The sequence below is a fragment of the Paenibacillus sp. FSL R7-0272 genome, from assembly GCF_037969905.1.
GTDB lineage: Bacteria > Bacillota > Bacilli > Paenibacillales > Paenibacillaceae > Paenibacillus > Paenibacillus polysaccharolyticus.
Genome location: NZ_CP150221.1, coordinates 2,418,071 through 2,441,814, shown reverse-complemented (window position 1 = coordinate 2,441,814; position 23,744 = coordinate 2,418,071). Strand labels below are relative to the sequence as shown.

The window sequence follows — 23,744 nt, the reverse complement described above, 5'->3', positions numbered from 1 at the left end:
CTTACTTATATCTGATGCTCTCCACTCCTTACATCGGTCACCAATCGTTAACGAATGGTGTGATCTATGTCACACAGGTCGCTAGACCTGATGCCTATACTTGTCGTAGATTCAATCACAAAGTAACTTTCACAACCATTTTTATAACCATCTATTATTGATATTTCAAAGAAAATCGGGAGGGAAATTACATGTTAAGCCAACAAACGATTGACGTAATCAAATCTACAGTACCCGTACTTGAAGTTCATGGAGAAGCCATTACACGCCATTTCTATCAAACGATGTTTACGGCTCACCCGGAGCTATTAAACATTTTCAATCACGCAAATCAAAAACAAGGCCGTCAGCAAGCCGCACTCGCCAACATGGTTTACACCGCGGCAATGCACATCGATAACCTCGCGGCTATTTTGCCAGCCGTTCGTCAGGTTGCTCACAAACACCGTAGCCTCGGCATTGTACCTGAACAATACACTATCGTTGGCACTTATCTGCTTCAAGCCATCAAAGATGTACTCGGTGATGCCGCAACTGATGAAATTTTAGCCGCTTGGGGCGATGCTTATCAAGTGATTGCAGATGCCTTTATAGGCATTGAGCAGGATATGTACAGCGAAGCCGCAAATCAAACGGGTGGATGGGACGGTTTCAGAACCTTCAAAGTTGCCAAAAAAGTACAAGAAAGCGAACTCATCACTTCGTTTTATTTGATACCGGAGGATGGCAAGTCTATCTCTTCATACAAGGCAGGACAATATATCAGCATTAAAATCCAGCCTGCCGGACAGGAATTTACTCAGATTCGTCAGTATACCCTTTCCGACGCACCTGGCAAACCCTATTATCGTATATCCGTGAAACGTGAGTCGGGCGGATCGGATCGCCCTGACGGTGTAATTTCCAATTATCTTCACAATCATATTACAGAGGGGAGCCTGGTCGAACTTTCCGCTCCTGCGGGTGATTTCACATTGGACATGGAAGATCCGCGTCCTGTTGTGCTGTTAAGCGGAGGTGTAGGAATAACCCCTATGGTCAGCATGCTGAATACAATGTTAGAGTCGGATGATCAGCGTTCCATTACCTTTTTACATGCTAGCCCGAACGGATTATCGCACGCGTTCCGCCATCACGTAAGCCAACTGGCTCAGGAGCATGTTAATCTCAACGCACACTATTGTTACACTTCTCCTGCCGATTCCGATCTGGAAAATGAGCTGGTTTACAAACAGGGATACATGGATGCGGCATGGCTTCGTCAAGTCATTCAAGAACCGGATGCGAACTATTATCTGTGCGGCTCTGTCACGTTTATGCGTTCGGTATATGCAGAACTTCTGTCCATTGGTGTTGCAGAAGATCGTATCCATTATGAATTTTTCGGGCCAAAAGCCAGTCTTGCTCCTGCTACGGAGAATGTGTGAGCATAAAATACAGTCGGAAAGAAAGATAATAATAGCTATATTTCAGGTACAGGCTGCATCTGCGGATGCTGGTTCTGTGCCTTTTTTCATCATTTGCTCTAATGGCAGCTCTATTCTATGATGAAAGAGGTAAAATGAGCTTTGACGGTGAACAAACAATTGTATGCTATCCCATATTGTAAAAATGTCATGACCCGCGTGATTAACGACCCAATGGGAGATTTCAACGCGGCAGGAAGGAGTAACGCTCATGAAAGCTGTAGGCGTTATTGTGGAATATAACCCGTTGCACAACGGACATGTGCATCATCTGAATGAATCGCGGCGGCTTAGCGAAGCAGACGCCGTTGTTGCCGTGATGAGCGGCCCTTTTCTCCAGCGTGGCGAACCCGCCATCGTTGCTAAAAGGGCACGCACCGAGATGGCGCTCCATGCTGGCGCCGATCTCGTGCTTGAACTGCCGGTTGCCTATGCGGTTCAACCGGCGGAGTGGTTTGCCTTTGGTGCGGTATCCTTGCTGCACCGCACCGGAGTTGTGGACTCGCTCTGCTTTGGCAGCGAGTCCGGCGACATCGACAGCCTGCAACGCATTGCGCGCGTGCTGGCTGTGGAGCCCGCAGGGCTGCGCGAGGATATCGCGCGCCGCCTGCGGGAAGGCGCCAGCTACCCCGCCGCGTACGCAGGCGCGGCGGCAGCGCTGGCGCCCGGCGGCGTCGATGCTCACGACGCCGCGGCACTGCTGGAGCAGCCCAACAATTCGCTTGGGCTGCACTACCTGATCGCGCTGCAACGGCTAGGCAGCGCGATCCAGCCCTTGACGGCGGCACGTACCGGTGCCGCCTATCACCAGGCGACGCCCGGTCCGGGGGCGATCGCCAGTGCCACAGCTGTCCGCCGCCTGCTGCTGGCGGACGGGCCCCAAGCCGCCGCACCATATGTGCCGGCGGCAACCCTTGCCATTCTGCATCGCGAATGGCAAGAAGGACGCGCTCCCATACACTGGGAGCGCTTTGCCCAGCCGCTGCTGCACATCGCGGCCACCCGCCGTGCCTCCGAGCTGGAACGTATCGCCGAAGTAACGGAAGGACTAGAGCACCGGCTCATACGTGCACTCGCCCAGCTCCCCGAGCCTTCAGTCGAAACTCTCCTGAATGCGCTCAAAACCCGGCGTTACACGCGCACCAAACTGCAGCGCATGCTCGCCCACCTGCTCCTGAACCACACAAAAGAAGAATGTTCACCAGAGCGATTAGTCACCGGACCCGGATATCTGCGTGTCCTCGGTTTCACTTCAACAGGCCAGAGTCTGCTCAAACAGATGAAAAAAACAGCCACCCTGCCTGTTGTAATGAAACCCTCAACGTTTGAACATGCTCAACTGGAATTGGATATCCAGGCGCAAGCCGCCTATGCTCTTGCCCATGACCAACAGGATTCGCGCAACATATCACGCATAATGTATAGCGACTACTACGAATCACCCGTGAGAATCTGACTCATCTCGCCCTACAAACTATAGAACCAGCAAAAAATCCCCTGTGCCCAGCCTTTGGCTGTCATCACAAGGGATTTTGTCATTTCGATTTTTTAAAAGCAACGTCTTACACATGTATCCTACCAATGCATAACACTTATCGTATTATTCAACCTGACCTGGACACTTAATTTACATCCCTTTTTCTCATTGCTTTCTCGCTCTTTTTTATGAATCTCCTATAACTGTTTTTCCGAGCGTACCTTCTTATTTTAAAAGAGGTCACTGCCCAAGCTCTTCTAAGTCCAATCTTCTAGTAAGATACTCTTATTTCACTTAAGACTTCACAGACAGAGTTTTCAAGAAGGCTAACGCATCATCGAGTGTGCTCACGGGCACAAGCTTCATTGGAGTGTTGATCTCTTTTGCTTTGGCCTCAGCTTCTTTGTAGTTGTCTTTAGGTACAAAGAAGATTTCTGCCTTTTTACGGTCGGCAGCGACAATTTTATGTTGCACACCGCCAATGGCTCCTACAACACCATCTTTCGTAATCGTACCTGTACCAGCAATCCGATGTCCCTTGGTCAGATCACCAAGAGTCAACTGATTATAAATCTCTAACGTGAACATTAACCCGGCAGAAGGACCTCCCACCTGCGTGCTTGAAAATGTGATTTGTTTGTTCGGGTCTTCCGGCTTCACCTTCTGCACGGCACCAATCATCACCCCAAGTCCAGTACGCATCTTGCCTGTCTTGCTGTCTTTCACCTCAACCAGCGTGATATCCCGGCTAATCGTTTCACCGCCGCGCTCCAATTGCATCTCCACCGTATCCCCGGCTTTTTTTCCTTCCAGCTGTTTGGCAAGCACCGTATTATCCGGTGTAGCTGTACCGTTCACACCCAGAATAATATCTCCGGGTTCAATATCTCCATCCGGTTTGGGATTTTCCGAAAGACCAAACACAAAGATGTTTTCAGGCACAATGGAGTATGCAATGCCCGCTTTCTCATAGGCCGCTTCCATGGCAGAGGATTGCGAATCACTCATGAACCAGACCTGTTCAGCGGAGTATTCCGCCTCGCTTTTACCACGCAGACGATCTTCCTTTTTATCCACTTGTGCATTTTTATCAAAATACGAAGTGCCTAGCAAAAATAAATTGGCATACGTTGCCGACACGGTGGTCATCATGAATACGCCTTTTTCATCTTTGTCACCGTCCTTCACGGTAACCATGGGTTTAACTTCATCCGCACTGCCAGGTTTATAAATAATATACGGCGTTGGCATGTACACCGTAAGATAGACAATAAGAGCCACCGCGATCACGTAGATCGAAGCTCTGAAACCACCTGTTTTCCGGAACCGATTCATCTCATGAGCCTCCGTTCTTTATCTCTATACAAGCTGAACCCACTCCACAAGAGTTGCTTTGTGTAATTCATTTAGCTCATCTTATTCCATATGATTACAATCCAAGTCTAACACCTTGTTGTTCCTGCATACAATGGTACAGGCCGGATAGGCCGCAGGATGATTCGCCGTCTATCCGGTCAAGGCCGAACCGTTTACGAACGTGATTCGGCCGTCCACTATAATCCCAATGCCCAAGGGGCGTTAATTGATATGAGGTGAAACGATGACCGTATCCAGTGAGGTTCGAAGTCCCGGTTTGGTACGAACCGTATTCCTGAGCACCAGTGCATTCATGCTGGTTGTTGCAATAGTTGCATCTCCGAAAGAAGCGTTCGACGCATCCATTCAAGGACTCGACATCTGGTGGAAAATTGTCTTTCCTGCCCTGCTGCCGTTCCTGATGTTATCCCAAATGCTGACCGCGTTTGGCTTTACCCACGCCCTGGGGGTTCTGCTAGAGCCCCTGATGAGGCGTTTGTTCAAGCTACCCGGCCATACCGGGTTCGTTCTCGCTGTGGGCATGTGTGGAGGTTTTCCTGCCGCCGCAGATGCCGTATCTCGATTACTCAAGGATCAACAAATGACCGCCAGACAGGCGGTTATTATTACGGCAGCAGCTCATTTTGCCAACCCCATGATGATTCTGCTTGTTGTTGGAGGTGCTTTTCTTCATAATCCTGCCGCTGGATATTTTCTCCTCATTATACACTGGATCAGTGGCTGGATTGCAGCCGCCGTTGCCATTCGTTTCATTCCTGCATCCCGCAAAAAAAATCTTGTACCAGACTCCATGTCACCTAATACAGATGTCCTTTCTCTCTCACCAGCCCAAGATCACACAGAGACAGAAAAGAAGCAACTGCATCCCTTAGCTCAGAATTCTCAGAAACTTCGCATCGGTTCGCGCATGTTGCGAACCGCTAGAGAAGCACATAGCCGGGACGCACGAGGGTTTGGCAGATTACTGGGGGACACCGTATCTCAGGCCGTACAAATTCTATTATTAACTGGAGGATACATCATCGTTTTTGCTGTATTTATCCGGTTACTCTCACTCTATCTGACTCCCGGTATTTCAGCTGCAGTTTGGCCTTCTGTGCTGGAGCTTCACCTGGGGACATACCACATTAGCAAAACAGCAATAGCACCCGCCCTACTGATGGCATTCCTGGCAGGTGCGCTTGGCTGGGGAGGCGTATGCTCGCACCTACAAGTCTCGTCGATGCTAAGAACAGCCATCCCCGGACTGCATTCCATGCTCTTTTTCATTATCGTTCGATTAGGACATGGGTTAACCGCCTTTAGTCTTACCCTCTGGTTGTGGGAACCATTCAGCCGTTACAGCACAGAAGTATCGACCACATGGCAGACCACTGCGGTAGAGCGCTCAAACTCTTTATTCTATTGGCCGTTTCTGCAATTTCCAGACACCACAAGTACATGGCAACTCATCTGGAACAGCTTCCCTGTAGCAGCCCTAAGTCTCGCTTTACTTCTTGGGGTAATGATTAGTCTCTCGGGCCTTACCTTATGGATTAACCGCCTTTTTTCTCGCTGATCTTCTGACGAAGCGCAGCTTCAACTTCAGGCGATACCAGATCCGTTACATCCCCATGATAGTGGGCGATTTCTTTAACGATACTGGAACTGAGGTAGGAGTATTTCGGGTTGGTCATCATAAAAATCGTTTCCGCATCCGGGTTCAACTTGCTGTTGGTCGACGCGAGTTGCAACTCATATTCAAAATCGGTTACGGAGCGGATGCCGCGAACGATAACCTGCGCTTCCTTTTGACGTACATAATTAGCGGTCAGATCACGGAAGCTATCCACTTCCACATTCGGCAGGTGGCTGGTTACAGTAAGAATTAACTCTTTGCGTTCCTCTACCGTGAACAGCGGATTTTTACTCATATTGTTTAATACAGCGACGATGACACGGTCAAACTGTTTAGACGCTCTCGCAATAATGTCGAGATGTCCCATCGTTACGGGATCAAAGCTTCCTGGGTATACGGCAATGCGTTCCTGCCGATGAATCATTTCAGTCATGAGGAGCCTCCTCTTCTGTGATGCTGTTTTCTTCATCCTCTGCCGCACCGGGTACATAATCGTAAATCGATACAGCTGTCTCCCCGTACACCGCTTTACGCGTTTGCTCAAACGGACCGAATTGCTCCGGGTATTCATGTTTGGATTCATACTCAAGCACGATGGTCGCACCTTGGGTAAGCAGCTCCAGTTCGTGCATCGTTAACATTAACTCGTGCCCGTTCTTCATGCGATAGGGCGGATCGAGAAACACCAGATCAAATGTTGCGTTACGTTTAGCCAGCGCTTTGAGCGCACGACCTGCGTCATTCCGATATACAGCCGCCTGATCCTCCAGCCTCGTTGCCTTCAGATTTTCGCGGATCACTTCAATACTTTTCGATTCCAGATCAACAAAAACAGCCTTGTCCATGCCGCGGCTCAGCGCCTCGATGCCGAGACCCCCACTGCCTGCAAACAGATCCAATGCTGCTCCGCCCTCAAAATAAGGACCAATCATACTAAACAACGCTTCCTTCACCTTATCAGTGGTTGGACGCGTACCTGTGCCGGGAACAGCCTTCAGCGGCCTGCCCTTCGCACTTCCAGATACCACTCTCACGAATACGTCACCTTTTCTCTCTATGTACATATATTTATTCTTTAAGCTATCGTACCACACTCCGGTTTGGTTTGAAAAACACTGCTTCTGCCTATACAAAAAATTGTTGACGGATTGTTGACGAATATGTATAAAAAGGAAACCTTTGGGCCATTCTATAATTATCGACATCACAAGTGTCGTAGACAACCGCGGAGAAGACTTACGTTTCCCCATAAGCTCTTCGTCCGGTTTCTCCTCTCCCATGAAAAAGAAGCTCTCGAAAGAGGGCTTCTTTTTGTTGAGCAATTTATCGAGAGAAAAATTGGGTTAATGTGAAAAGGACAGACCATAAAATGATCCCAACAAAGATAAAAAATAGGAAAACTTTAAAAGCATCGAAAACAGAATGAATCGTAAACCAGCCACTTAACAACAGGATCGGATAAATGGTTACAAGCATTACAATAAAATGGACACCGCTTTTTTTCGCCAAAGTCCAATGTTCTATGTTATAAATAACAGTTGCAGCACCGACAAAAAGAGCAATCAGACTTGCAACAAATGTGCCTTTAGCGTCAGCATATTTTCCTTGAGAATAAAGGATCAGAGCGATACCGTTCATAATCACGAAGGGTATTCCACCTCTTAATAGTGCATTCATCACCAAGATTTCCAACCTTCTTTCTCAAAAGAACTAGATAATAATCCATTTTGGATAAATTGCTGGCCATTTTCCATCTTTCTTCTTTATACGGTAATCATTCCTTACAATGATTTAATGCCCTCTTCCATTTTACGAACCGGAATCCATACTTCAGTGATGAAATCCTTCTCCCGTTCATCCACCCAGTAATATTTTTCTATACAGGGTCCTTCCACTTGTTCAAAACTCGTTGACGGGAACCACTCGGTGTATATCCGTTTCCAAATATCCTGAATGCTTACATCAATTTCGACATCATCTGGCATCGTCCCTCGGCTGTCAAAAACAGCATAAGTTTGTTCAGGTATAGGAAGAACAGTAAATTCATCCGGTACCTGAATGCCCTCTGGCACTTCTGCTCCCATCAAATACCGCCTCGAACCATTCTCCGCAAAATCATAATGATACCCATATAACAATGTTCCAGCGGGTTTCTCTAACAAATCGAGTATCTGACCATGGGTCCCATCTTTCCAAATGCCCTCCACAAATACGGGTATCTCTTTATACGCATCTTCATGGATGATAACGCTTTTTCCAAATACAATAGAGCCTTTTTCCTCGACAAATCGATAATTCATCTCTGATTCCCCTCTAACCTGAATTTGAAAGGAGATTCGAGGAAATGCTTTAAGTTTCACATTCATTTTCTTCGCCTCAAGAGGTGTTACCCCATGCATCCTTTGGAACGCTTTTGTAAATGCTGCTGGACTTTCATAACCATACTTAAGTGCAACATCAATAACTTTACAGTTTGTTCCTGCTAACTCCTGAGCCGCAAGTGTGAGACGTCTGTTTCTTACGTACTGGGTAACCGTTACGCCGGTTACTGCATGAAACATTCGCTGAAAGTGATACTTCGAACTCATGCCTGCCCTAGCAATATCTTCAATCTCAATTGGCAAATGAAGATGTCGTTCCACATAATCAATCGATTGGTGAAGCAGTTTAAATATTTCCAGGATCTCTCATCTCCTTTCTTTTACAGTGTAAAAGAACCCTCTGGCATCTTCTTGCTCAGAAATGCTCTGATTTGTCTATTATTAAAAAAACCGACTAATCAGTCGGCCATATACTGCTATTTTGACACTTAACTTATTTCTTATAGGATACTCTAAGAATGATTGAACTCACCCGTTTCTACTCATACTTCTCCTGCATCTCATTCAACTCTGCTTCCTCTTCCGTCTGCAACCATCCAATTTCTTTAAGCCACGCACCCATATCTGCAATAAATGCATCCCTATCCAGATGATCTATCTTATACTTCTTCATCTTGTCACTCACAAACGTATAAAACGCACGGCTTAATGCATATCGCTGTTTACTTTTGCTCCAGGTCTTATAACGGTCTTCACTAACCGTCATATCGAAATAGATTACCTTTTCTGCCTTCACATGTCTGACGTTTGATTTGCGCCCATATTCATCGGGAAGGCAGCGGAACACAAAGTACAGTTCAATATCACACGAAGCATATTTTTCAGCGGCTTTGTCGAAAACAGGCTGCAATTCATCGGATAGGTCAGCAACTTGTGTCAGCCCTGACGTATCGGTTGTTTTGTCCAGAATCAAAGTACAACCTCCTTGTCCCGACAACTCAAGTACCTTCTTGTTTAACACGTTCTCTTGCTTTTCGATTCGAGATTCGCATATTCATTAACGTTATAAAAAGTAGGACAGACGGCAAGAACATAGAAGATGATCCTGATCGGATCGCATAGAAAGCAACAAAAATCAGTGCAAGCCAAGTTATGATTTCAATTATCTCCAACTTCGTTAACGTCACTTTAAAAGTCTTTTTTGATATTAAACGAATCAAGACGTAAGCAATTAAGCTATAGAAAGCAACCATACCCAGCAAGGAAAGAGCAACGATTAACATCATCATTCTGAATCACTCAACTCTCATACTTTTCCTTAATTTTACTACAGAAGTAGAATTATGTCTCCTGATCTATCTACGTACTATGGATCACCAGAGTACCTGTCACTTCACTTCTCTTCACTTCTCTTCCGTCACAATCGTAGCATTGTAGATCACAACCCGTTTCCCGTTCAGGTCAAACAGTACTTTGTTGCCATACTCCGTATCCTGTACGTCAATCTTGCCTTCGTAAGTCTGAATCAGCTCACCCGAATTACTATATACCTTAACTACACGTTCCAAACCGCCAGCATTATTTGATCTCATCGTTTTGAGTGCACGTTCACCTGAAGCCGTATTAAAATACCATATAAATGATCCAACAATGATGCCCAGAACGGCGATCACTGTCACCCATACCCCTGTTTTTGCTTTTCTGCTCATCCTGTCCCCTCCTCAGTATCTTTGTGCAGTACTCTACGAGAATGAAGCGAGAACGGTTTCAATAAGGGAAAGCAAAAAAACAGAGGCCCCCATCCAAGGGAACCTCTGCCTCTGATATAATCACGCTTCAATTCAAGTTACCACTGCATTGACACGGGTGGCAACATCACTTGTTGTTCTTACCGTATACTTCCCTTTTACAGTGAACGAATAACGAATTCAAAGCTCAGTTCACCATTGGAAGGAATTTGATATTCCGGATGTACCGGAGCGCCCCAGCTATCGTCACCGCCAACACCCATTTGTTTACCGGCTACCGTAACGACAGTGTAATGCACTGGTGGCAACTCATACACATGCTGCGCATTCTCCAGTTCAAACGCTGTATATGGTGACACATTCAATTCAACCGGTGCACCGGAAGCTTCGATTTTGAAACCACGTCCTGCATTGTCCGTCAACTTAGCCCAGCGTACCCCTGTACGGTTACCCGACTCTTGTGGTACAAGATATGGAGCCATCGTATCTGCAACCTTACTACCATGGATACCCAGACGAGCGCCAAATGCGCGATCCGAATAGTTTTCCTCTGGTCCCATTGCCAGCCATTCCACGTTCTCATAATCCGGAGACGTTCTGAACGACAGTGCGTGGATCGGCAAGTTTGGCAATCCTTCGGTACCTTTGTACGTGTTATGCACATGTACACTTCCATCAGCAAGCACAGTATAGATCACTTTCACCTCTACATCGGCCGAGATGTTCAATTTATAGGTGAACTCAATCCGGTACTGATCCGATTTTTGTTCATGTTTCCATTCTACAGAACGTGGCAACAGGCTGGCAGCATACCATGCACCAAGCTCGAAGCCCATTGCTGTACCCTTATCATTGTCTGTCGTTGCACGCCAGAACAGTGGTGCAGGTGGAATCGCAATCGTTTCACGACCGGAGAATTTCAGGGAAACGAGTGTTCCAAACTGCTTGGAGAACAACGCATGCGTTTGACCAACGCGAACACCAATGTTTACGTCACCTTCAACCACCTGAATATCGCTCACAACGTTTTTATCCGTTACAACAGCCGCTTGGCTACCTTCTTGTGTGAAAATAAACTGGCCAAACGCGACTTCGTCACCTTTGTCACCCCACAGCGTTGCTTCTTTCAGTACAAACGCCACGTTAACAGCATATTCGCCACCTTCAAGAGCCTTTGCATTCAAAGGAAGTTCTATCACAGTTTCACTTTCCGCAGCAACATTTACATCCAGTGTACCGCGCAATACTTCATTTCCTTCACGCTCCAGGCTGTACACCAGTTCATACGCGGAAGTATCTGCGAACAGGTTCTGGTTTACGATTTTAACGCCGTCACGGCTTGGGAACAGTTTAATGTTTTGATACAGGAATTTAACCTCCTGCATTTTAGCTGTCACTTTACGATCTGCGTGCACAATCCCGTTGCCACAGAACGAATAGTCTGATGGACGATCCCCGAAGTCCCCGCCGTAAGCCAGATACTCTTTACCGTAACGGTCTTTTTTGTAGATCGATTGATCGATGTAATCCCAGATGAATCCACCTTGATACATCGGGTACTTATCTTCAAGTTCTGTGTATTTATGCATACCGCCAATGGAGTTACCCATCGCATGCATATACTCACAGCTGATATATGGTTTGGTCGGGTTATCGTTCAGGAATTCCTCGATGTCAGCCGGTTTTGCATACATCCGGGATTCCATGTCACTTGTGTCATTGAAACGGCGGTCGTGGAACACACCTTCGTAATGAACCATACGTGTTGGATCTGCCGATTTGAAGTATTGTGATACTTTGTAGATCACTTCACCACCATGGGACTCGTTACCACAAGACCAGATCAGAATGGACGGATGGTTTTTGTCACGCTCTACCATCGAAATTGCACGATCCATAACAATATCATGCCATTCCGGCTTATCGCCAGGGATTACCCATGAAGGCTCAACAGCCCCAAGCTTTTGCCAGGAACCGTGTGTTTCCAGGTTCATCTCATCAATCACATAGAGTCCGTACTCATCGCAGAGCTCATACCACAAACTTTGGTTCGGATAATGTGATGTACGAACAGCATTCATATTGTTTTGTTTGATCGTACGCACGTCCCACAGCATGTCTTCCTTCGTTACAGCACGACCACGGCGCGGGTTGAACTCGTGACGGTTTACGCCTTTGAACACAATACGCTTGCCATTAATGTGCATCACTTTGTCGATCATTTCGAATTTACGGAAACCGACGGCTTGAGGAACAACTTCCACAAGGTTGCCTGCTGCATCATATACACGGATGTACAGACGATACAGATACGGAATCTCTGCACTCCAGAGGTTAACTTGGCCAATTTCTTCACGCAGTTGTACCAGCCCATTATCGACTACATTACCGCCAAAACTTTTGACTGTATTTCCGTTCTTGTCCAGAAGCTCGGCTTCGATCCGTGCACCTGTTGCCGCTTTTCCTTCCAGTTTCAGATCGAGTTCCAATGTACCGTTTGTATATGAAGCATCCAAATCGGTACGAACATGAACATCACGGATATGTGCAGCCGGAACTGTGTACAGATATACATCTCTGAAGATACCGGAGAAACGCCAGAAGTCCTGATCCTCTAACCAGCTACCTGTGCTGCGTTGGTATACTTCAACCGCCAGTTTGTTCTCTCCATCTTGAAGGAACGGTGTCAGGTCAAAGTCAGATGGTGTGAAACTATCTTCTCCGTACCCTACGAATTGTCCGTTCAACCATACATAAAATGCGGATTCCACACCTTGGAACGAAATGTATACCGGATTCGCTTCCCAGCCTGCTGGCAGATGGAATGTGCGAATGTAACTACCCACCGCGTTTTTATCCTGCGGCAGAGCTGGCGGACGGAGTTCATTCAATCCATCCCATGGATATTGCGTGTTCACATATTGAATCTGTCCGTAACCTTGAAGCTGGATATGTCCCGGTACTTCAATATCATCCCAGCCTTCGCTGGAGTACTCGGATGTATAAAATAGTTCAGGACGGCAATCCGGACGGATTGAGTAGTTGAATTTCCATGTTCCATTCAGATCGTAACGAAGTGCCATCTCAGCGGAAGCCACAGCTTCTTCCATCGTTTGATAATAGCGGTGATCGGAATAAGCATGAAGACGGTTTACCTCAAATACACTTACGTCACCTAACCAGTTGATATCTGCCTTTGTTGCTTTCATCGGCTCTCTCTCCCTCTGTAGTACGAATTTCGTGATGAATTTGCATCTATACAAAAAAGATAGAGGTACGCCTGTACAGGCGTCCTCCCTTCTTTCCTGCATTCGTCCAGTTGGACGTGATATGCACTTATGCTTATTTTACGGAACCAACCATACCTGCAACAAAGTGTTTTTGCATGATGAAGAACACCAGTGCAGTTGGAAGTGTTGCAATAACAACTGCTGTCATAATAACGCCGTAATCTGGAGCATAACCTGCGCCCAAGTTGGAGATCAGGAGCGGAATGGTTTGCTGATCTGGCGTTTGCAATACGATGAGTGGCCATAGATAGTTGTTCCAGCTGCTCATGAATGTAATGATCGCTGCTGCTGCGTATGTTGTTTTCATCGTAGGCATGTAGATTTTCAAGAAAATACCCAGCTCGCTCAGACCGTCAATCCGACCTGCTTCCAGCAAATCTTTCGGGAACATTTTGGTGTTCTGACGGAAGAAGAAGATCAGGAACGCTGTTGTGATGGTCGGGATAATAACCGAAGCCATTGTATTAATACCGATTGCCGGTGCTGCACTAGAAATGGTTGCAAACATCCGATAGAGCGGAATCATAATCGCTGCAAACGGGATCATCATCGACATGAGCAGGATGTTAAACACGATATCGCGTGATTTCGTCCGAAATACTTCAAACCCGTAACCCGCCATGGAACCAATCAAGAGAGCAAGAATGGTTGACACGATGGAGATAATCGCTGAGTTGCTCAGTGCCTGAATCAGATTCGTAGTGTCGAGCAATTTGTTGATGTTTTCAATCAAAGCGGAGCCCGGCAGCAACGTGCCTCTAGTTACGTCTACTGATTTGTTTGTAGCGCTGACGATCATCCAGAAAAATGGGAAGATGGAAATAAAAGCGACGAGGGACAGGAAAACATATGTGAAAATGCGTTTTGCTTTTGAATTAGCCATTTTTATTATCACCTGCCACTTTGAACTGGATGATGGACAAAATAATGATCAGAATTACGATGGAATACGAAACGGTTGCTGCATAACCGAAGTCCGGTGAATATTTGAACGAAAGGTTGTAGATGTATTGTGAGATCGACATGGTCGCGTTACCTGGACCACCTTTGGTAATATTCATAATTTCATCAAAGATTTGCAATGTACCAATCGTTGATGTAATGGACGTAAAGAGAATGATCGGTTTGAGCAATGGTACAGTAATCTTGAAAAATTGAGTGAAAGCATTGGCTCCGTCAATCTTCGCTGCTTCATAGATCGATTGATCGATGTTTTGCAAGGATGACAGATAGAAAATCATGTTATATCCGGTCCAACGCCAAGTAACGGCGATTATGATCGTAATTTTAGCCCAGAACGGGTCGGTAATCCATTGAATTGGTGTGCCGATAATGTGTAAACCCAGCAAAGCTTGGTTCACCATACCATCCGGTGCAAACAAATACTTGAATACAACCGAGTAAGCAACAAGTGAAGTTACACAAGGCAAGAAAATTGCAGTACGGAAAAAGCTCCGGAAACGCAGTGTGCTGTCATTCAGCAATACGGAAATGAACAAACCGAGAATGATCATTAAAGGTACTTGAATGATTAAGTAAATGAACGTGTTTGATAATGCCGTACGGAACGTGGTATCAACGAGCAATCTTTTGTAGTTCGCTAGGCCCGAAAACTCAAGGTTGGCACCTTTGCCTGACTTGAATGATAAGAGCAGCGCTTGAATCATCGGATAGAAGTAGAATGCTACGATTCCGACAACAGCCAGCAAAACAAAAGCCCATCCAGTCAAATTATTTTTCTTTTGGAGACTGTCTCCTGTATTTATGGCTTTCACAGTATGGCTCCTCTCTCTCCATGCAACATGGTTAGAACCTACAGAGCCTCTCGCCATGTCCAGCTCGACTTGCGCCAGACAAGGGAGACGGCTCCGTTGTTTCCTAGGTTCTATAAGTTACCTTGGGATATTAGTTTAATTGTGCCTCAGCTTGTTTTTGTGCATCATTCAGAACGTCATCGATTGATTTACCGTTCAGGTATGCTTGCATTTCAACAACCAAGATATCTTCGATTGCATAAGTGTTGCTACCATAGTTTACTTTTGGAATTTCTTTAGTCCAGTTAGCGAAATCAGCGAAGATTTTTTGACCTCCGAAGAACTCGTCTGGTTTGTTGTATGCATCACCATCAACAGCCGGTGTGTACGTACCGATTGCACCGATTTTAGTCAACAATTCTTGATACAACTCTTTGTCGGAACCAAAAGTTTTAGCCATAAAGTCAGCCGCTTGATCTGCACCAGGAACATCATTCATGATGTACCAAGAGCTACCACCCAAGTTGGATGCATGTACAGAGTTTGCTTGACCAGCCATTTTCGGCATTGGAGCTACAGCCCATTTACCGGATTGGGAAGCTTCTTGACGAACGGATGGTGAGAACCAGTTACCTGTAGGAATTGTTGCTACAGCACCGTTATTGGCATTGGCAACGAATTGGCTCCAGTCGGAATGCAATTTAACAATGTTAGCATCCATCATTTTTTTGTATGTTTCGAACGCTTCTTTCAATGCAGGGTTGTTGTTCAGATCAGGTGTTTTACCATCTTCAGCTGTGTACCATTTACCTGCAGTTTGGATCATCATACGGATGATACCCAGGTCGTTCGGGTCAAGAGACAGAAGCTCTTTACCTGTTTTTGCTTTTACAGCTTCACCGATTTTGATGTAATCATCCCACGTGATATCTTGCAGGTCAGCAGCTTTGTAGCCTGCTTCCTCAAGCAAGTCTGTTCTGTAGTACAAACCAGCTACGCCGGAGTCAAACGGAATACCGTATTGTTTACCTTCATAAGAAGTTGGTCCAATTTTATACTCTGCAAAGTCGGATGCTTTGATTGTGGAAGACAAATCTTTGAACGCATCTGGATAAGCGCTCAAGAAGCTTTGTGCACGATAGTCTTCAATCAGAACTACGTTTGGCAGACCGCTGCTTGTTCCGGAGTTCAATCCAGTGTTCAGCTTTTGAATGATCGCATCTTGAGCATTCTCAATGATGTTGATTTTCAGATCCGGGTTTTCTTTTTGATAAATGGCTTTAGCTTGCTCCAGAGCAGCAACGTTAAATGCTTTATCCCAAGCCCAGATCGTAATTTCTTTTGCTTTCTCGCCACCACCGCTAGCAGCTTCTTTACCTCCACCGCCGGATGAACATGCGGACAACAGCAATACGGTTACGAGCATCAATACCCACATTTTTTTCAAAACATTCAACTCCCCTTCGACCTCTTTGTTTGTAAATTTGTTTGCGTTTTCTGAAAGCGGTTGCTTCCGATGTATTCATCTTATCATTCCCATTTCTCCATTCGTTAGTAAAAATTTTGTGCAGATTTGTCTTCTTATTGCCACAATGAAAACCTTTACAGAAAACGGTTGCACTTAATTTGGTTTTTTGTACTTTCTTTTGATTTTGTACTATTTTGAGCTGAAAATTTTACAAATATGCAGTGAGTCCGTGATTTTGCATATGAAAAACCCCTCATCTCCGGGGATCAGAAATGAAGGGTTGTTGTATTTTGAGACTTTTTGTTATCTTTTTCAACTCGTAATCAACGGCAACGTTACAGTGACTCTTGTCCCCTCGCCAACGTTGCTCATAATCGTCACACCATAAGGCGAGCCGTACAACAACTCAATTCGATCATGCACGTTTCGGATACCTATGCCACTGAACAGTTGACGATTATTTTTCGGATTGGGTAGTGCTCCTTCTACATTAAGTCCTGCAATACCATCTCCATTATCCATGATCTCACACACTAATGATTCTCCCGCGCGGGAAACCATCACATGAATCGTGCCCGTTTCTTTTTTGATAAACCCATGGAAGAAGGCATTTTCGATAAAAGGCTGAATCACCAGCTTGGGAACCTGATAGTGTGTGCAGTCCGGAGCTACGTAAAAGGCCGCTTTGATCCGTCCGCCATAACGCACATGGTTGATGAAGACATAATTTTTCAGGTTCTCGACCTCTTGCTCTACTGTTACCGTCTCTCTGACATCGCTAATCGTATTTTGCAACAAACCAATTAGCGCATTAATCGTTTCCGCAGCCCGATCTTTATTGCCCTGCTGTACCAGAACTTTGACAGAAGCCAGGGTGTTATACAGAAAATGAGGATTAATCTGGCTCTGAAGCGCCGCAAGCTCAGCATTACGTTGTTCCCGTTGCGTCTGTACAAGCTGATCCACGTAATCATGCAATTCATCTAGCATGTAATTGTACGCATGACCTAACTGCCTGCTCTCATAACTGCCGCTGATCGGGATATAGTTATCCAGATCACTCTTCGTAATGTTGGACATCTGTTTGACCAGTCTGCGTAGCGACTTCGTCATCTGACTCGTAATCAGGAATACCAGCAACAGAGCCGCAAACACAATCGCAGCACAGATCAATGCGACCGTCTTCATATCAATGAGCTGTCCCATCGCAGATTCCTTATCCACGATGTTTACCATATACAAACGGTAAAATGGTAAATATTCAGATAATATGATGCTATCCTGCCCCATGACTCGCGCATTGATGTTTTTGGGTGCCGTTTCATTTATGGTTTCGGCATATGATAACAGTTCAGATTGAGTCGTGCCAATCCAGTCTTCCCGGTTAGAGGATACGATCTCCCCTTTTTCATTCATAATGACGACATCATTGCCCCGGCTTGTAAAATTGGCGTAGAACTGACGGAATGACTCTTCCCTCATCGTGATATAAACCGTACCATAGATTTTGCTTCGCGTTCGATCCGTCAGCGCTTTGGTTGCAGAGATCATTCGCAATGTGCCCTCTTTGGTCTGGGCTTGGTAGTCATCGAAGATCAGACGACTCGGTGACTCGGTCGCTGCCTTTGTGATCTGATCCTGTTTTAATTCGTCGGCTGTTTTCTGGATGTATGAGGGGTTGGTCGAAAAACTTCGTCCATTTACCCCCGCAATCGTAATACCCACTTCATAAAACTCAATGATGGACTGAACCCGCTTCATCGTTTCCCGCATACTGTAGTACGATTTGGACATGGTAACCGAATCCCCATCCCCATCCGATAGAAACCCTCGAATAGCCCCACTTTGGGCCACATTGTTCGTCACCGCAGCGATGGAGTCGTTAAACGCATCAAAATTCGTTTTGATCTGGCTCAGCACCTTCGAATTCGTGATGCTGAACGTTTCAGTAAACAGATTGGTTGACATATGAATTGTTGTCCACAATATAAGCACTGACACCAGGACTATACTGACAACCATAACCAGAATTAGCTTGGGGAATAATCCGAGACGCGACAAGCCATTTTTCCACTTTTTCATGAAGTAATCTCATCCATTTCTATATTAAGCCCAAAATTTACGCCGATAGCGACTTGGAGATAGTCCTGTGAATTTTTTGAACACTTTACAGAAGTAACTGTGATCTGAATACCCCACCATACTGCTAATTTCAGATATCGTGACATCATCCGATCGTAGCAATTCCTCCGCTTTCTCAATGCGAATCTTGTTCAGATATTCATTAAATCCTTCTTTTTTATGTGACGAGAAGTAACTGGATAGATACGACGGGTTAAAATGAAAATGTTTGGCCACTTCGGACAGCCCCAAGGGCTGGTCATAGTGCGCATGCATGTAATCCAGCAACATGGTCATATTCGGATCACTTCGTTTGCCTCCTGAACCGGAAACACATTCCTGAACCTCCGTCATGAATTGTTCCAGAACCAGCATCACTTCGGTAAGCGTCGAGGCTCCATCCACATTTTTAAAATACGTATATTTACTCTCTTCAAGCCCCGCTGACTGCACATCCATATCTGCCAGGGTAATCGTGACATTGAAGATCAAGTTACCCAGAAATGATTTGATCTCGAATACATCAGCAATATAATCTCTCCCAAGTGTCGCGGCATGTTCATGCAAATATTCTTTGGCTGTCTCCACCCGATTGCGTTTTACATGTTGCAAAAACATATTGACGTTGAATTGATACCCTGCAGGATGCATTGGCGGAAGCTCGCCATCAATCAGAATTGCACGATTCGTATAATAGAAGCAAAACTCCATTAATTTAAGCAAACGCTCGCGATAGATGTCTCCCATCTTTTCAAAAGAAAGAAATCTCTCACTAAGCACCCACACCGGAGCATTCTGTCCTGCCCCTGCTTCCGCTGCCCATTCCCTGATCTGCTCAACCGTAGCTTCATCTTGCTCAGGTTTCATGTTCAGCAACATAACAGACAATCGGCTTTCTGCTGGTAAAATAGCACATTCAATCTCAGGCAAGCGTTTTCGAACCTCAGCTTCAATCTGATCCTGATTTTTCAAACTACTTTCAGTAATCTGAAATGCGAGCAAGCGAAAAGCGCCTAACGGGAAGTTTTCCCGAATAACAGGCATTTCGTTGTCTTCGTCCAGCGTGAATCCGGATAACATTTTCTCCATTAATTGACCAAGCCGCCAGCCATCATGGGATGGCTCGTATTGAAGCTCTGGTATTTTGCCGGCCGTACGTCTTAACACTTCCAGAAGTTCATTCGTATCCAGCTTGGGCTTCAATATGTAATCTGCCGCTCCATGCTGCAATGTAGATCGAACATATTCGAATTCACTGAAACTGCTCAGCACAATGACCTCAATATGCGGGTAACCCGCTTTGAGTGTACGAACAAAAGTTTCACCGTCCATAACAGGCATCACGATGTCGGTAATGACGATATCCGGTTTTAACAACTCCACCTGTTGCAGACCTTCTTCGCCATTGGATGCTTCCCCTACAATATTAAATCCTTCTGCTTCCCAGTTCATGTGGTGCTTAATACCCTGTCTAACCAGAAATTCATCGTCAACAATCAGCACCTTGCACAACCGGTTCATGATCGCGACCCCCCTGTCTCTTCTATCACTCTATATCTATACCGTTTAACCCTCTATATGTTGGTTATTGAAGTTGTTCTTGTTAGCGGTTACATGAACATTATAATAATCGTACATATTGTTATATCTTAAATCCTATGTTTAAGCAATAGTAACTACTTATAGTTTACACTATATTTCGACAAAACAAGAAGTCCCAAAAACGCCACGACCTACTCAGGCATTTTGAGACCTCTTGTTCATTATTATTTTCTCAATTCAATCATGAACCGAATGTTACGGCTCCATTCCCCATTCAAGTTGACCCGCAACATATCCAGTTACTTTGGACCAGTCAGCATAAGAGGTATGCGTTCCTTCAAAGGAGTAATCATCCGTTTGAGTGTAATTGGTCCAATTGTCTTTGGAAAAGCGAGTCTGGATTTCCGTGCTCTGTCCTGCGTTTAACATTCCCGCAGTTGCCTTGAATCCAACCTCTAACACATGATCCGCTCCTGGCAACGCAGGATTAATGGAACTGAACGTACCGGTAACATTGGCACTTCCCACAGCAGCCCAATCGCAGAAGAAATTTTGAGGCTGACTACCGTCAATCGTATAGTAATATCGAATTTTCACATCGGACAGATGGAGTGGAGTTGTACCGGTATTGGTCAGTCTAAATTTGGGAGTGATGGAACTGCCCGTAGCTGCCGTTGTTCCATTGTACATCTCGATACGAATTGTTCCACCTGGGATGACCACAGTTGTATCCTTAACGGTCAGGTTCAGCACCGCAGGGTTGCCTGCACTGAACTGAAAAGTTAACACAGCTGCACCTTTAGACAATGTGGCTAAATAATTTTTGGACAGCACAACCTGATTACCCGCAACGGTATAGTCGGTTCCGGCTACAAGTATCGCGTTTCCGTTCCGAATAGAGGTCAGTGTATTGCCATTAAGTGTTAACGTGACAGGAATATTGGCCTGATGATCCACATTCAGATCAAATTGAGCCGTTACCGGGGTGATGGTCGAATTAGGTACTGTAGGTGTGCCCCCATTGCCATTAACCGGGTCCGCATAGAGTATTCCGCGTCCGTTGGTACCTAGATATACTCTGCCATAAATACGTGGGTCACCTGTAATTGTGGTCACACGGGCGTACTGATGCTGATCATCGTTAATTCGCACCCAGTTCGTGCCACCATCATCAGAACGGAAAAATCCGCGAGTCCCATCAATCTGTGCAACGGCATACAAAGCGACAACACTTTGCCCAGGAGCTGCTTTACCAAAACCAATGCTGTCCGCTTCTTCTACATTGGCGAGCTTCGTAAAGGTCGCTCCAGAATCTGTTGAGTGCCACAAGCCGTAGGGCCCTTCTTCTTCATTGCCCCCAGCAAACCACAGTTCTCCTTCCACACCTGGCACAGCATCGAGGTCTGAATTACCTGAGGCAGGAAGCCCAGTAGCTGGAGATACAGTGAACGATGCTCCACCATTAACACTGACGTAAATTTTCCCTGCAGCGAAGCCATAAAACTTGCTCGGGTTAACTCTGTCGGAAATGACTTTGGCGCCTGCTGGTATGCCTGTACTTGCCGTCCAGGAATTACCGCCTACAGAGTGGAATACCCCGCGATCCGATGTGCTCCAGACCAGACGGTTGCCTGTCGCCGAGATGGCAACAGTTCCGCCTCCGGCAGTACCTGACGGCTCTGCACTTGCTTTGTACCACGTTTTTCCTCCGTCGCTGGATAATCCAATGGATCTCGCATTGGGATCAACCGTGTAATCTGCTTTCCCCACCCGTACCATGGTGTTTGGGCTCAATTCGGCAAAATCAATACTCTCTGTTGAAGGATAATTCGGATTCGTAAACATCGTTGCTGGAGCTTTGGTGAGATCATCATGACGGAACCCGGCAACATCACCGAGTGCACTAAGCAGATTCGCTCCGCTTGGCGGGCTAATCAAATCCATGACATTGGTTTCTTCAATGCCTTTGGCCATAACGGAAATGTTAATTTTCTTATCCTCGTCCCAATCCGTCAGATTGTTGGTTCCGTATATGGTTGCCCCCGTTCCATACATCAATCGGTCGGAATCAAACGGATCAATCTCCAGAGCAGCAATCATCCAGCCCAGCTTAGGCGAAATTTCCGGCGGTGCAGGATTCACACCGAAGGTTAACCAAGGCGCCGCGGAAATATCCTGCGTATATCTGAATTTTCGGTCAGGATACCCTTCAAAGTCCCATATTCGTGTCCAGGTATCTCCACCATCTTTACTACGGAACAGAATAGCATCAGGCCACCAGGAATTCAGCGTTGCGACCATTATCGTTCCAGGCTCCTGTGCATCAATAGCCAAGCCGCCATAACCATAATAGTTATCCGAACTGCTGCTCGGAACTGGGCTGATGTTCTTCCATACTCCGGTTGCTGTGTTTAGCTTCCAGACATCCCCTTTCGTTCCGTCGTAGGGTCCCGCACCATTACTGTAGGTAATATACAAACTTCCATCTACGTCCATTTTCCCATGATGAGGCAGATAACCCGTAGGTTGTCCGGGAACAGCAGTCCAGGTCAAGCCGCCGTCGGTACTGCGATAGATGCTTTCACTTTTATCAGCTACGCCGACATAAATGGTTTGTGAAGCCTGTCCCGCAGAGCCGCTTGTTTCATCAAAAGTAATCCAGGCGAGACCTATAATGTCACTTGTGTATTCATTAGCAGGGTTCTCAACATAGTTACCCGGATTCGGAAAACTGGTTACTTCACTCCAGGTTACTCCAGAATCTGTACTTTTCCATAATCCGTTGCCACTGCGGGCTCCGAAATACAATATGCTGTTATCATTCGGGTCCACAACCAGACGCTCACCCATGGAACGTCCGGGCATGTTTCCCCCTACCTTGAAGGTTAGCTCGGTTTTCTCCCACGTATCTCCGCGATCAGTGGAACGGAAGATATATCCGTTGTCCTTCACCCATGAGTTCGTATACGTCCCTACAGCCATGTACACCCGATCTGGATCAACAGGGTCGGAGGCGAGTGCATCTACCCCGTTATTGTTCCAGTCGTCCCAGCCTACAAAGTCAGTAAGCGGAGTCCAGCTACTATCCACCGGATTCCAGCGATAAGCTCCACCTATATCAGTGCGCGCATAGATCAAGTCCTTTTCAGATTCATTAAAGATAATGCCGGGTATAAAACCTCCGCCTCCGCCAGTAACGACGCTTTTCCATTCGTAGGCCTCACTCGACGCAGCCTCTGAAGTTCCTGCCATCCCCAGACCACCCAGTGAAGCTGTAACAATAGCTACACTTAAACTCAGGATTCGTAACTTGCTCATCCACCTTTTCATCTCAACTACTCCTCCTTTTCGCATTTGTACATTTTGGCAATTCGGTCTATCCCCGCTGTCTCACCTGCTGATGATGGCGTATCAGACGAATCCATACCTTCTCCCTTAGAGGAGAACCACCTCCCTTCACTTTGCGGTTAAGCGCTTACAAAAATCTTTCGAACACCACCGCAAAATGGATAATTCTTTCAATAATAACATTCGATAGAAAACGTTTTTCCCCTCTGTGTAA

17 protein-coding genes are annotated in these 23,744 nt (G+C 46.0%); 3 read left to right on the top strand and 14 right to left on the bottom strand.

Annotated features, from left to right (window positions below; all coding sequences use genetic code 11):
* Positions 1-191: 191 nt before the first annotated feature.
* Positions 192-1,427: an NO-inducible flavohemoprotein gene (hmpA, locus tag MKY23_RS10815; RefSeq protein WP_154958972.1), complete on the top strand. Its 1,236-nt coding sequence runs from the start codon at positions 192-194 to the stop codon at positions 1,425-1,427.
* Positions 1,428-1,677: 250 nt separating this feature from the next.
* The gene (locus MKY23_RS10810; RefSeq protein WP_339837910.1) at positions 1,678-2,922 is read left to right on the top strand and encodes a nucleotidyltransferase; all 1,245 of its coding nucleotides are present in this window, start codon (positions 1,678-1,680) and stop codon (positions 2,920-2,922) included.
* Positions 2,923-3,237: 315 nt separating this feature from the next.
* On the opposite strand, the gene MKY23_RS10805 is transcribed toward MKY23_RS10810, so the two are convergent.
* Positions 3,238-4,278 (bottom strand): SepM family pheromone-processing serine protease, encoded by a 1,041-nt coding sequence (locus MKY23_RS10805; RefSeq protein ID WP_339837907.1) that lies wholly within the window; start codon positions 4,276-4,278, stop codon positions 3,238-3,240.
* Between the two features lie 265 nt (positions 4,279-4,543).
* On the opposite strand from MKY23_RS10805, the gene MKY23_RS10800 reads away from it, so the two are divergent.
* A complete protein-coding gene (locus tag MKY23_RS10800; protein ID WP_339837904.1) occupies positions 4,544-5,878 on the top strand; it encodes a nucleoside recognition domain-containing protein in 1,335 nt (444 codons plus the stop codon).
* Here the strand turns inward: MKY23_RS10800 and coaD are convergent.
* From coaD to MKY23_RS10735, 13 genes are all read right to left on the bottom strand, one after another.
* Complete coding sequence (gene coaD, locus MKY23_RS10795; protein WP_154887388.1) at positions 5,856-6,362, bottom strand: pantetheine-phosphate adenylyltransferase; 507 nt, start codon at positions 6,360-6,362, stop codon at positions 5,856-5,858. The two genes, MKY23_RS10800 and coaD, sit on opposite strands and share 23 nt — an antisense overlap.
* A gap of 1 nt (position 6,363) precedes the next feature.
* On the bottom strand, positions 6,364-6,972 hold the full coding sequence (gene rsmD / locus MKY23_RS10790; protein WP_154886412.1) for a 16S rRNA (guanine(966)-N(2))-methyltransferase RsmD: 609 nt from the start codon (positions 6,970-6,972) through the stop codon (positions 6,364-6,366).
* 289 nt (positions 6,973-7,261) lie between these two features.
* The gene (locus tag MKY23_RS10785) at positions 7,262-7,615 is read right to left on the bottom strand and encodes a DUF3021 family protein (RefSeq protein ID WP_221790639.1); all 354 of its coding nucleotides are present in this window, start codon (positions 7,613-7,615) and stop codon (positions 7,262-7,264) included.
* 104 nt (positions 7,616-7,719) lie between these two features.
* The gene (locus tag MKY23_RS10780; RefSeq protein WP_339837899.1) at positions 7,720-8,562 is read right to left on the bottom strand and encodes an effector binding domain-containing protein; all 843 of its coding nucleotides are present in this window, start codon (positions 8,560-8,562) and stop codon (positions 7,720-7,722) included.
* A gap of 235 nt (positions 8,563-8,797) precedes the next feature.
* A complete protein-coding gene (locus tag MKY23_RS10775; RefSeq protein ID WP_221790610.1) occupies positions 8,798-9,232 on the bottom strand; it encodes a hypothetical protein in 435 nt (144 codons plus the stop codon).
* Between the two features lie 430 nt (positions 9,233-9,662).
* Positions 9,663-9,968 (bottom strand): hypothetical protein, encoded by a 306-nt coding sequence (locus MKY23_RS10770; RefSeq protein WP_090923916.1) that lies wholly within the window; start codon positions 9,966-9,968, stop codon positions 9,663-9,665.
* A gap of 197 nt (positions 9,969-10,165) precedes the next feature.
* Positions 10,166-13,216, bottom strand: coding sequence for a glycoside hydrolase family 2 TIM barrel-domain containing protein (locus MKY23_RS10765; RefSeq protein ID WP_339837892.1), 3,051 nt, complete (start codon positions 13,214-13,216; stop codon positions 10,166-10,168).
* A 133-nt stretch (positions 13,217-13,349) separates the two neighbouring features.
* Complete coding sequence (locus MKY23_RS10760; RefSeq protein WP_090923918.1) at positions 13,350-14,180, bottom strand: carbohydrate ABC transporter permease; 831 nt, start codon at positions 14,178-14,180, stop codon at positions 13,350-13,352.
* A complete protein-coding gene (locus MKY23_RS10755) occupies positions 14,173-15,072 on the bottom strand; it encodes a sugar ABC transporter permease (RefSeq protein WP_090923919.1) in 900 nt (299 codons plus the stop codon). The genes MKY23_RS10760 and MKY23_RS10755 overlap by 8 nt, the downstream gene beginning before the upstream one ends.
* A gap of 130 nt (positions 15,073-15,202) precedes the next feature.
* A complete protein-coding gene (locus MKY23_RS10750; protein WP_221790618.1) occupies positions 15,203-16,498 on the bottom strand; it encodes an extracellular solute-binding protein in 1,296 nt (431 codons plus the stop codon).
* A 333-nt stretch (positions 16,499-16,831) separates the two neighbouring features.
* Positions 16,832-18,601: a sensor histidine kinase gene (locus MKY23_RS10745; RefSeq protein ID WP_090923920.1), complete on the bottom strand. Its 1,770-nt coding sequence runs from the start codon at positions 18,599-18,601 to the stop codon at positions 16,832-16,834.
* Between the two features lie 24 nt (positions 18,602-18,625).
* Positions 18,626-20,161 carry a response regulator transcription factor gene (locus tag MKY23_RS10740; protein ID WP_221790620.1) on the bottom strand — a complete coding sequence of 512 codons (1,536 nt, stop codon included), beginning with the start codon at positions 20,159-20,161 and terminating at the stop codon, positions 18,626-18,628.
* A gap of 276 nt (positions 20,162-20,437) precedes the next feature.
* Complete coding sequence (locus tag MKY23_RS10735; protein ID WP_339837885.1) at positions 20,438-23,512, bottom strand: X2-like carbohydrate binding domain-containing protein; 3,075 nt, start codon at positions 23,510-23,512, stop codon at positions 20,438-20,440.
* Positions 23,513-23,744: the final 232 nt, after the last annotated feature.

Bases quoted from the DNA above. Each gene is read 5' to 3' on its own strand.
- MKY23_RS10770 (WP_090923916.1), bottom strand. From the start codon at position 9,968: ATGAGCAGAAAAGCAAAAACAGGGGTATGGGTGACAGTGATCGCCGTT.
- MKY23_RS10735 (WP_339837885.1), bottom strand. From the start codon at position 23,512: ATGAAAAGGTGGATGAGCAAGTTACGAATCCTGAGTTTAAGTGTAGCT.
- MKY23_RS10745 (WP_090923920.1), bottom strand. From the start codon at position 18,601: ATGAAAAAGTGGAAAAATGGCTTGTCGCGTCTCGGATTATTCCCCAAG.
- MKY23_RS10740 (WP_221790620.1), bottom strand. From the start codon at position 20,161: ATGAACCGGTTGTGCAAGGTGCTGATTGTTGACGATGAATTTCTGGTT.
- MKY23_RS10765 (WP_339837892.1), bottom strand. From the start codon at position 13,216: ATGAAAGCAACAAAGGCAGATATCAACTGGTTAGGTGACGTAAGTGTA.
- MKY23_RS10805 (WP_339837907.1), bottom strand. From the start codon at position 4,278: ATGAATCGGTTCCGGAAAACAGGTGGTTTCAGAGCTTCGATCTACGTG.
- MKY23_RS10800 (WP_339837904.1), top strand. From the start codon at position 4,544: ATGACCGTATCCAGTGAGGTTCGAAGTCCCGGTTTGGTACGAACCGTA.
- hmpA (WP_154958972.1), top strand. From the start codon at position 192: ATGTTAAGCCAACAAACGATTGACGTAATCAAATCTACAGTACCCGTA.
- MKY23_RS10785 (WP_221790639.1), bottom strand. From the start codon at position 7,615: ATGAATGCACTATTAAGAGGTGGAATACCCTTCGTGATTATGAACGGT.
- MKY23_RS10810 (WP_339837910.1), top strand. From the start codon at position 1,678: ATGAAAGCTGTAGGCGTTATTGTGGAATATAACCCGTTGCACAACGGA.
- coaD (WP_154887388.1), bottom strand. From the start codon at position 6,362: ATGATTCATCGGCAGGAACGCATTGCCGTATACCCAGGAAGCTTTGAT.
- MKY23_RS10760 (WP_090923918.1), bottom strand. From the start codon at position 14,180: ATGGCTAATTCAAAAGCAAAACGCATTTTCACATATGTTTTCCTGTCC.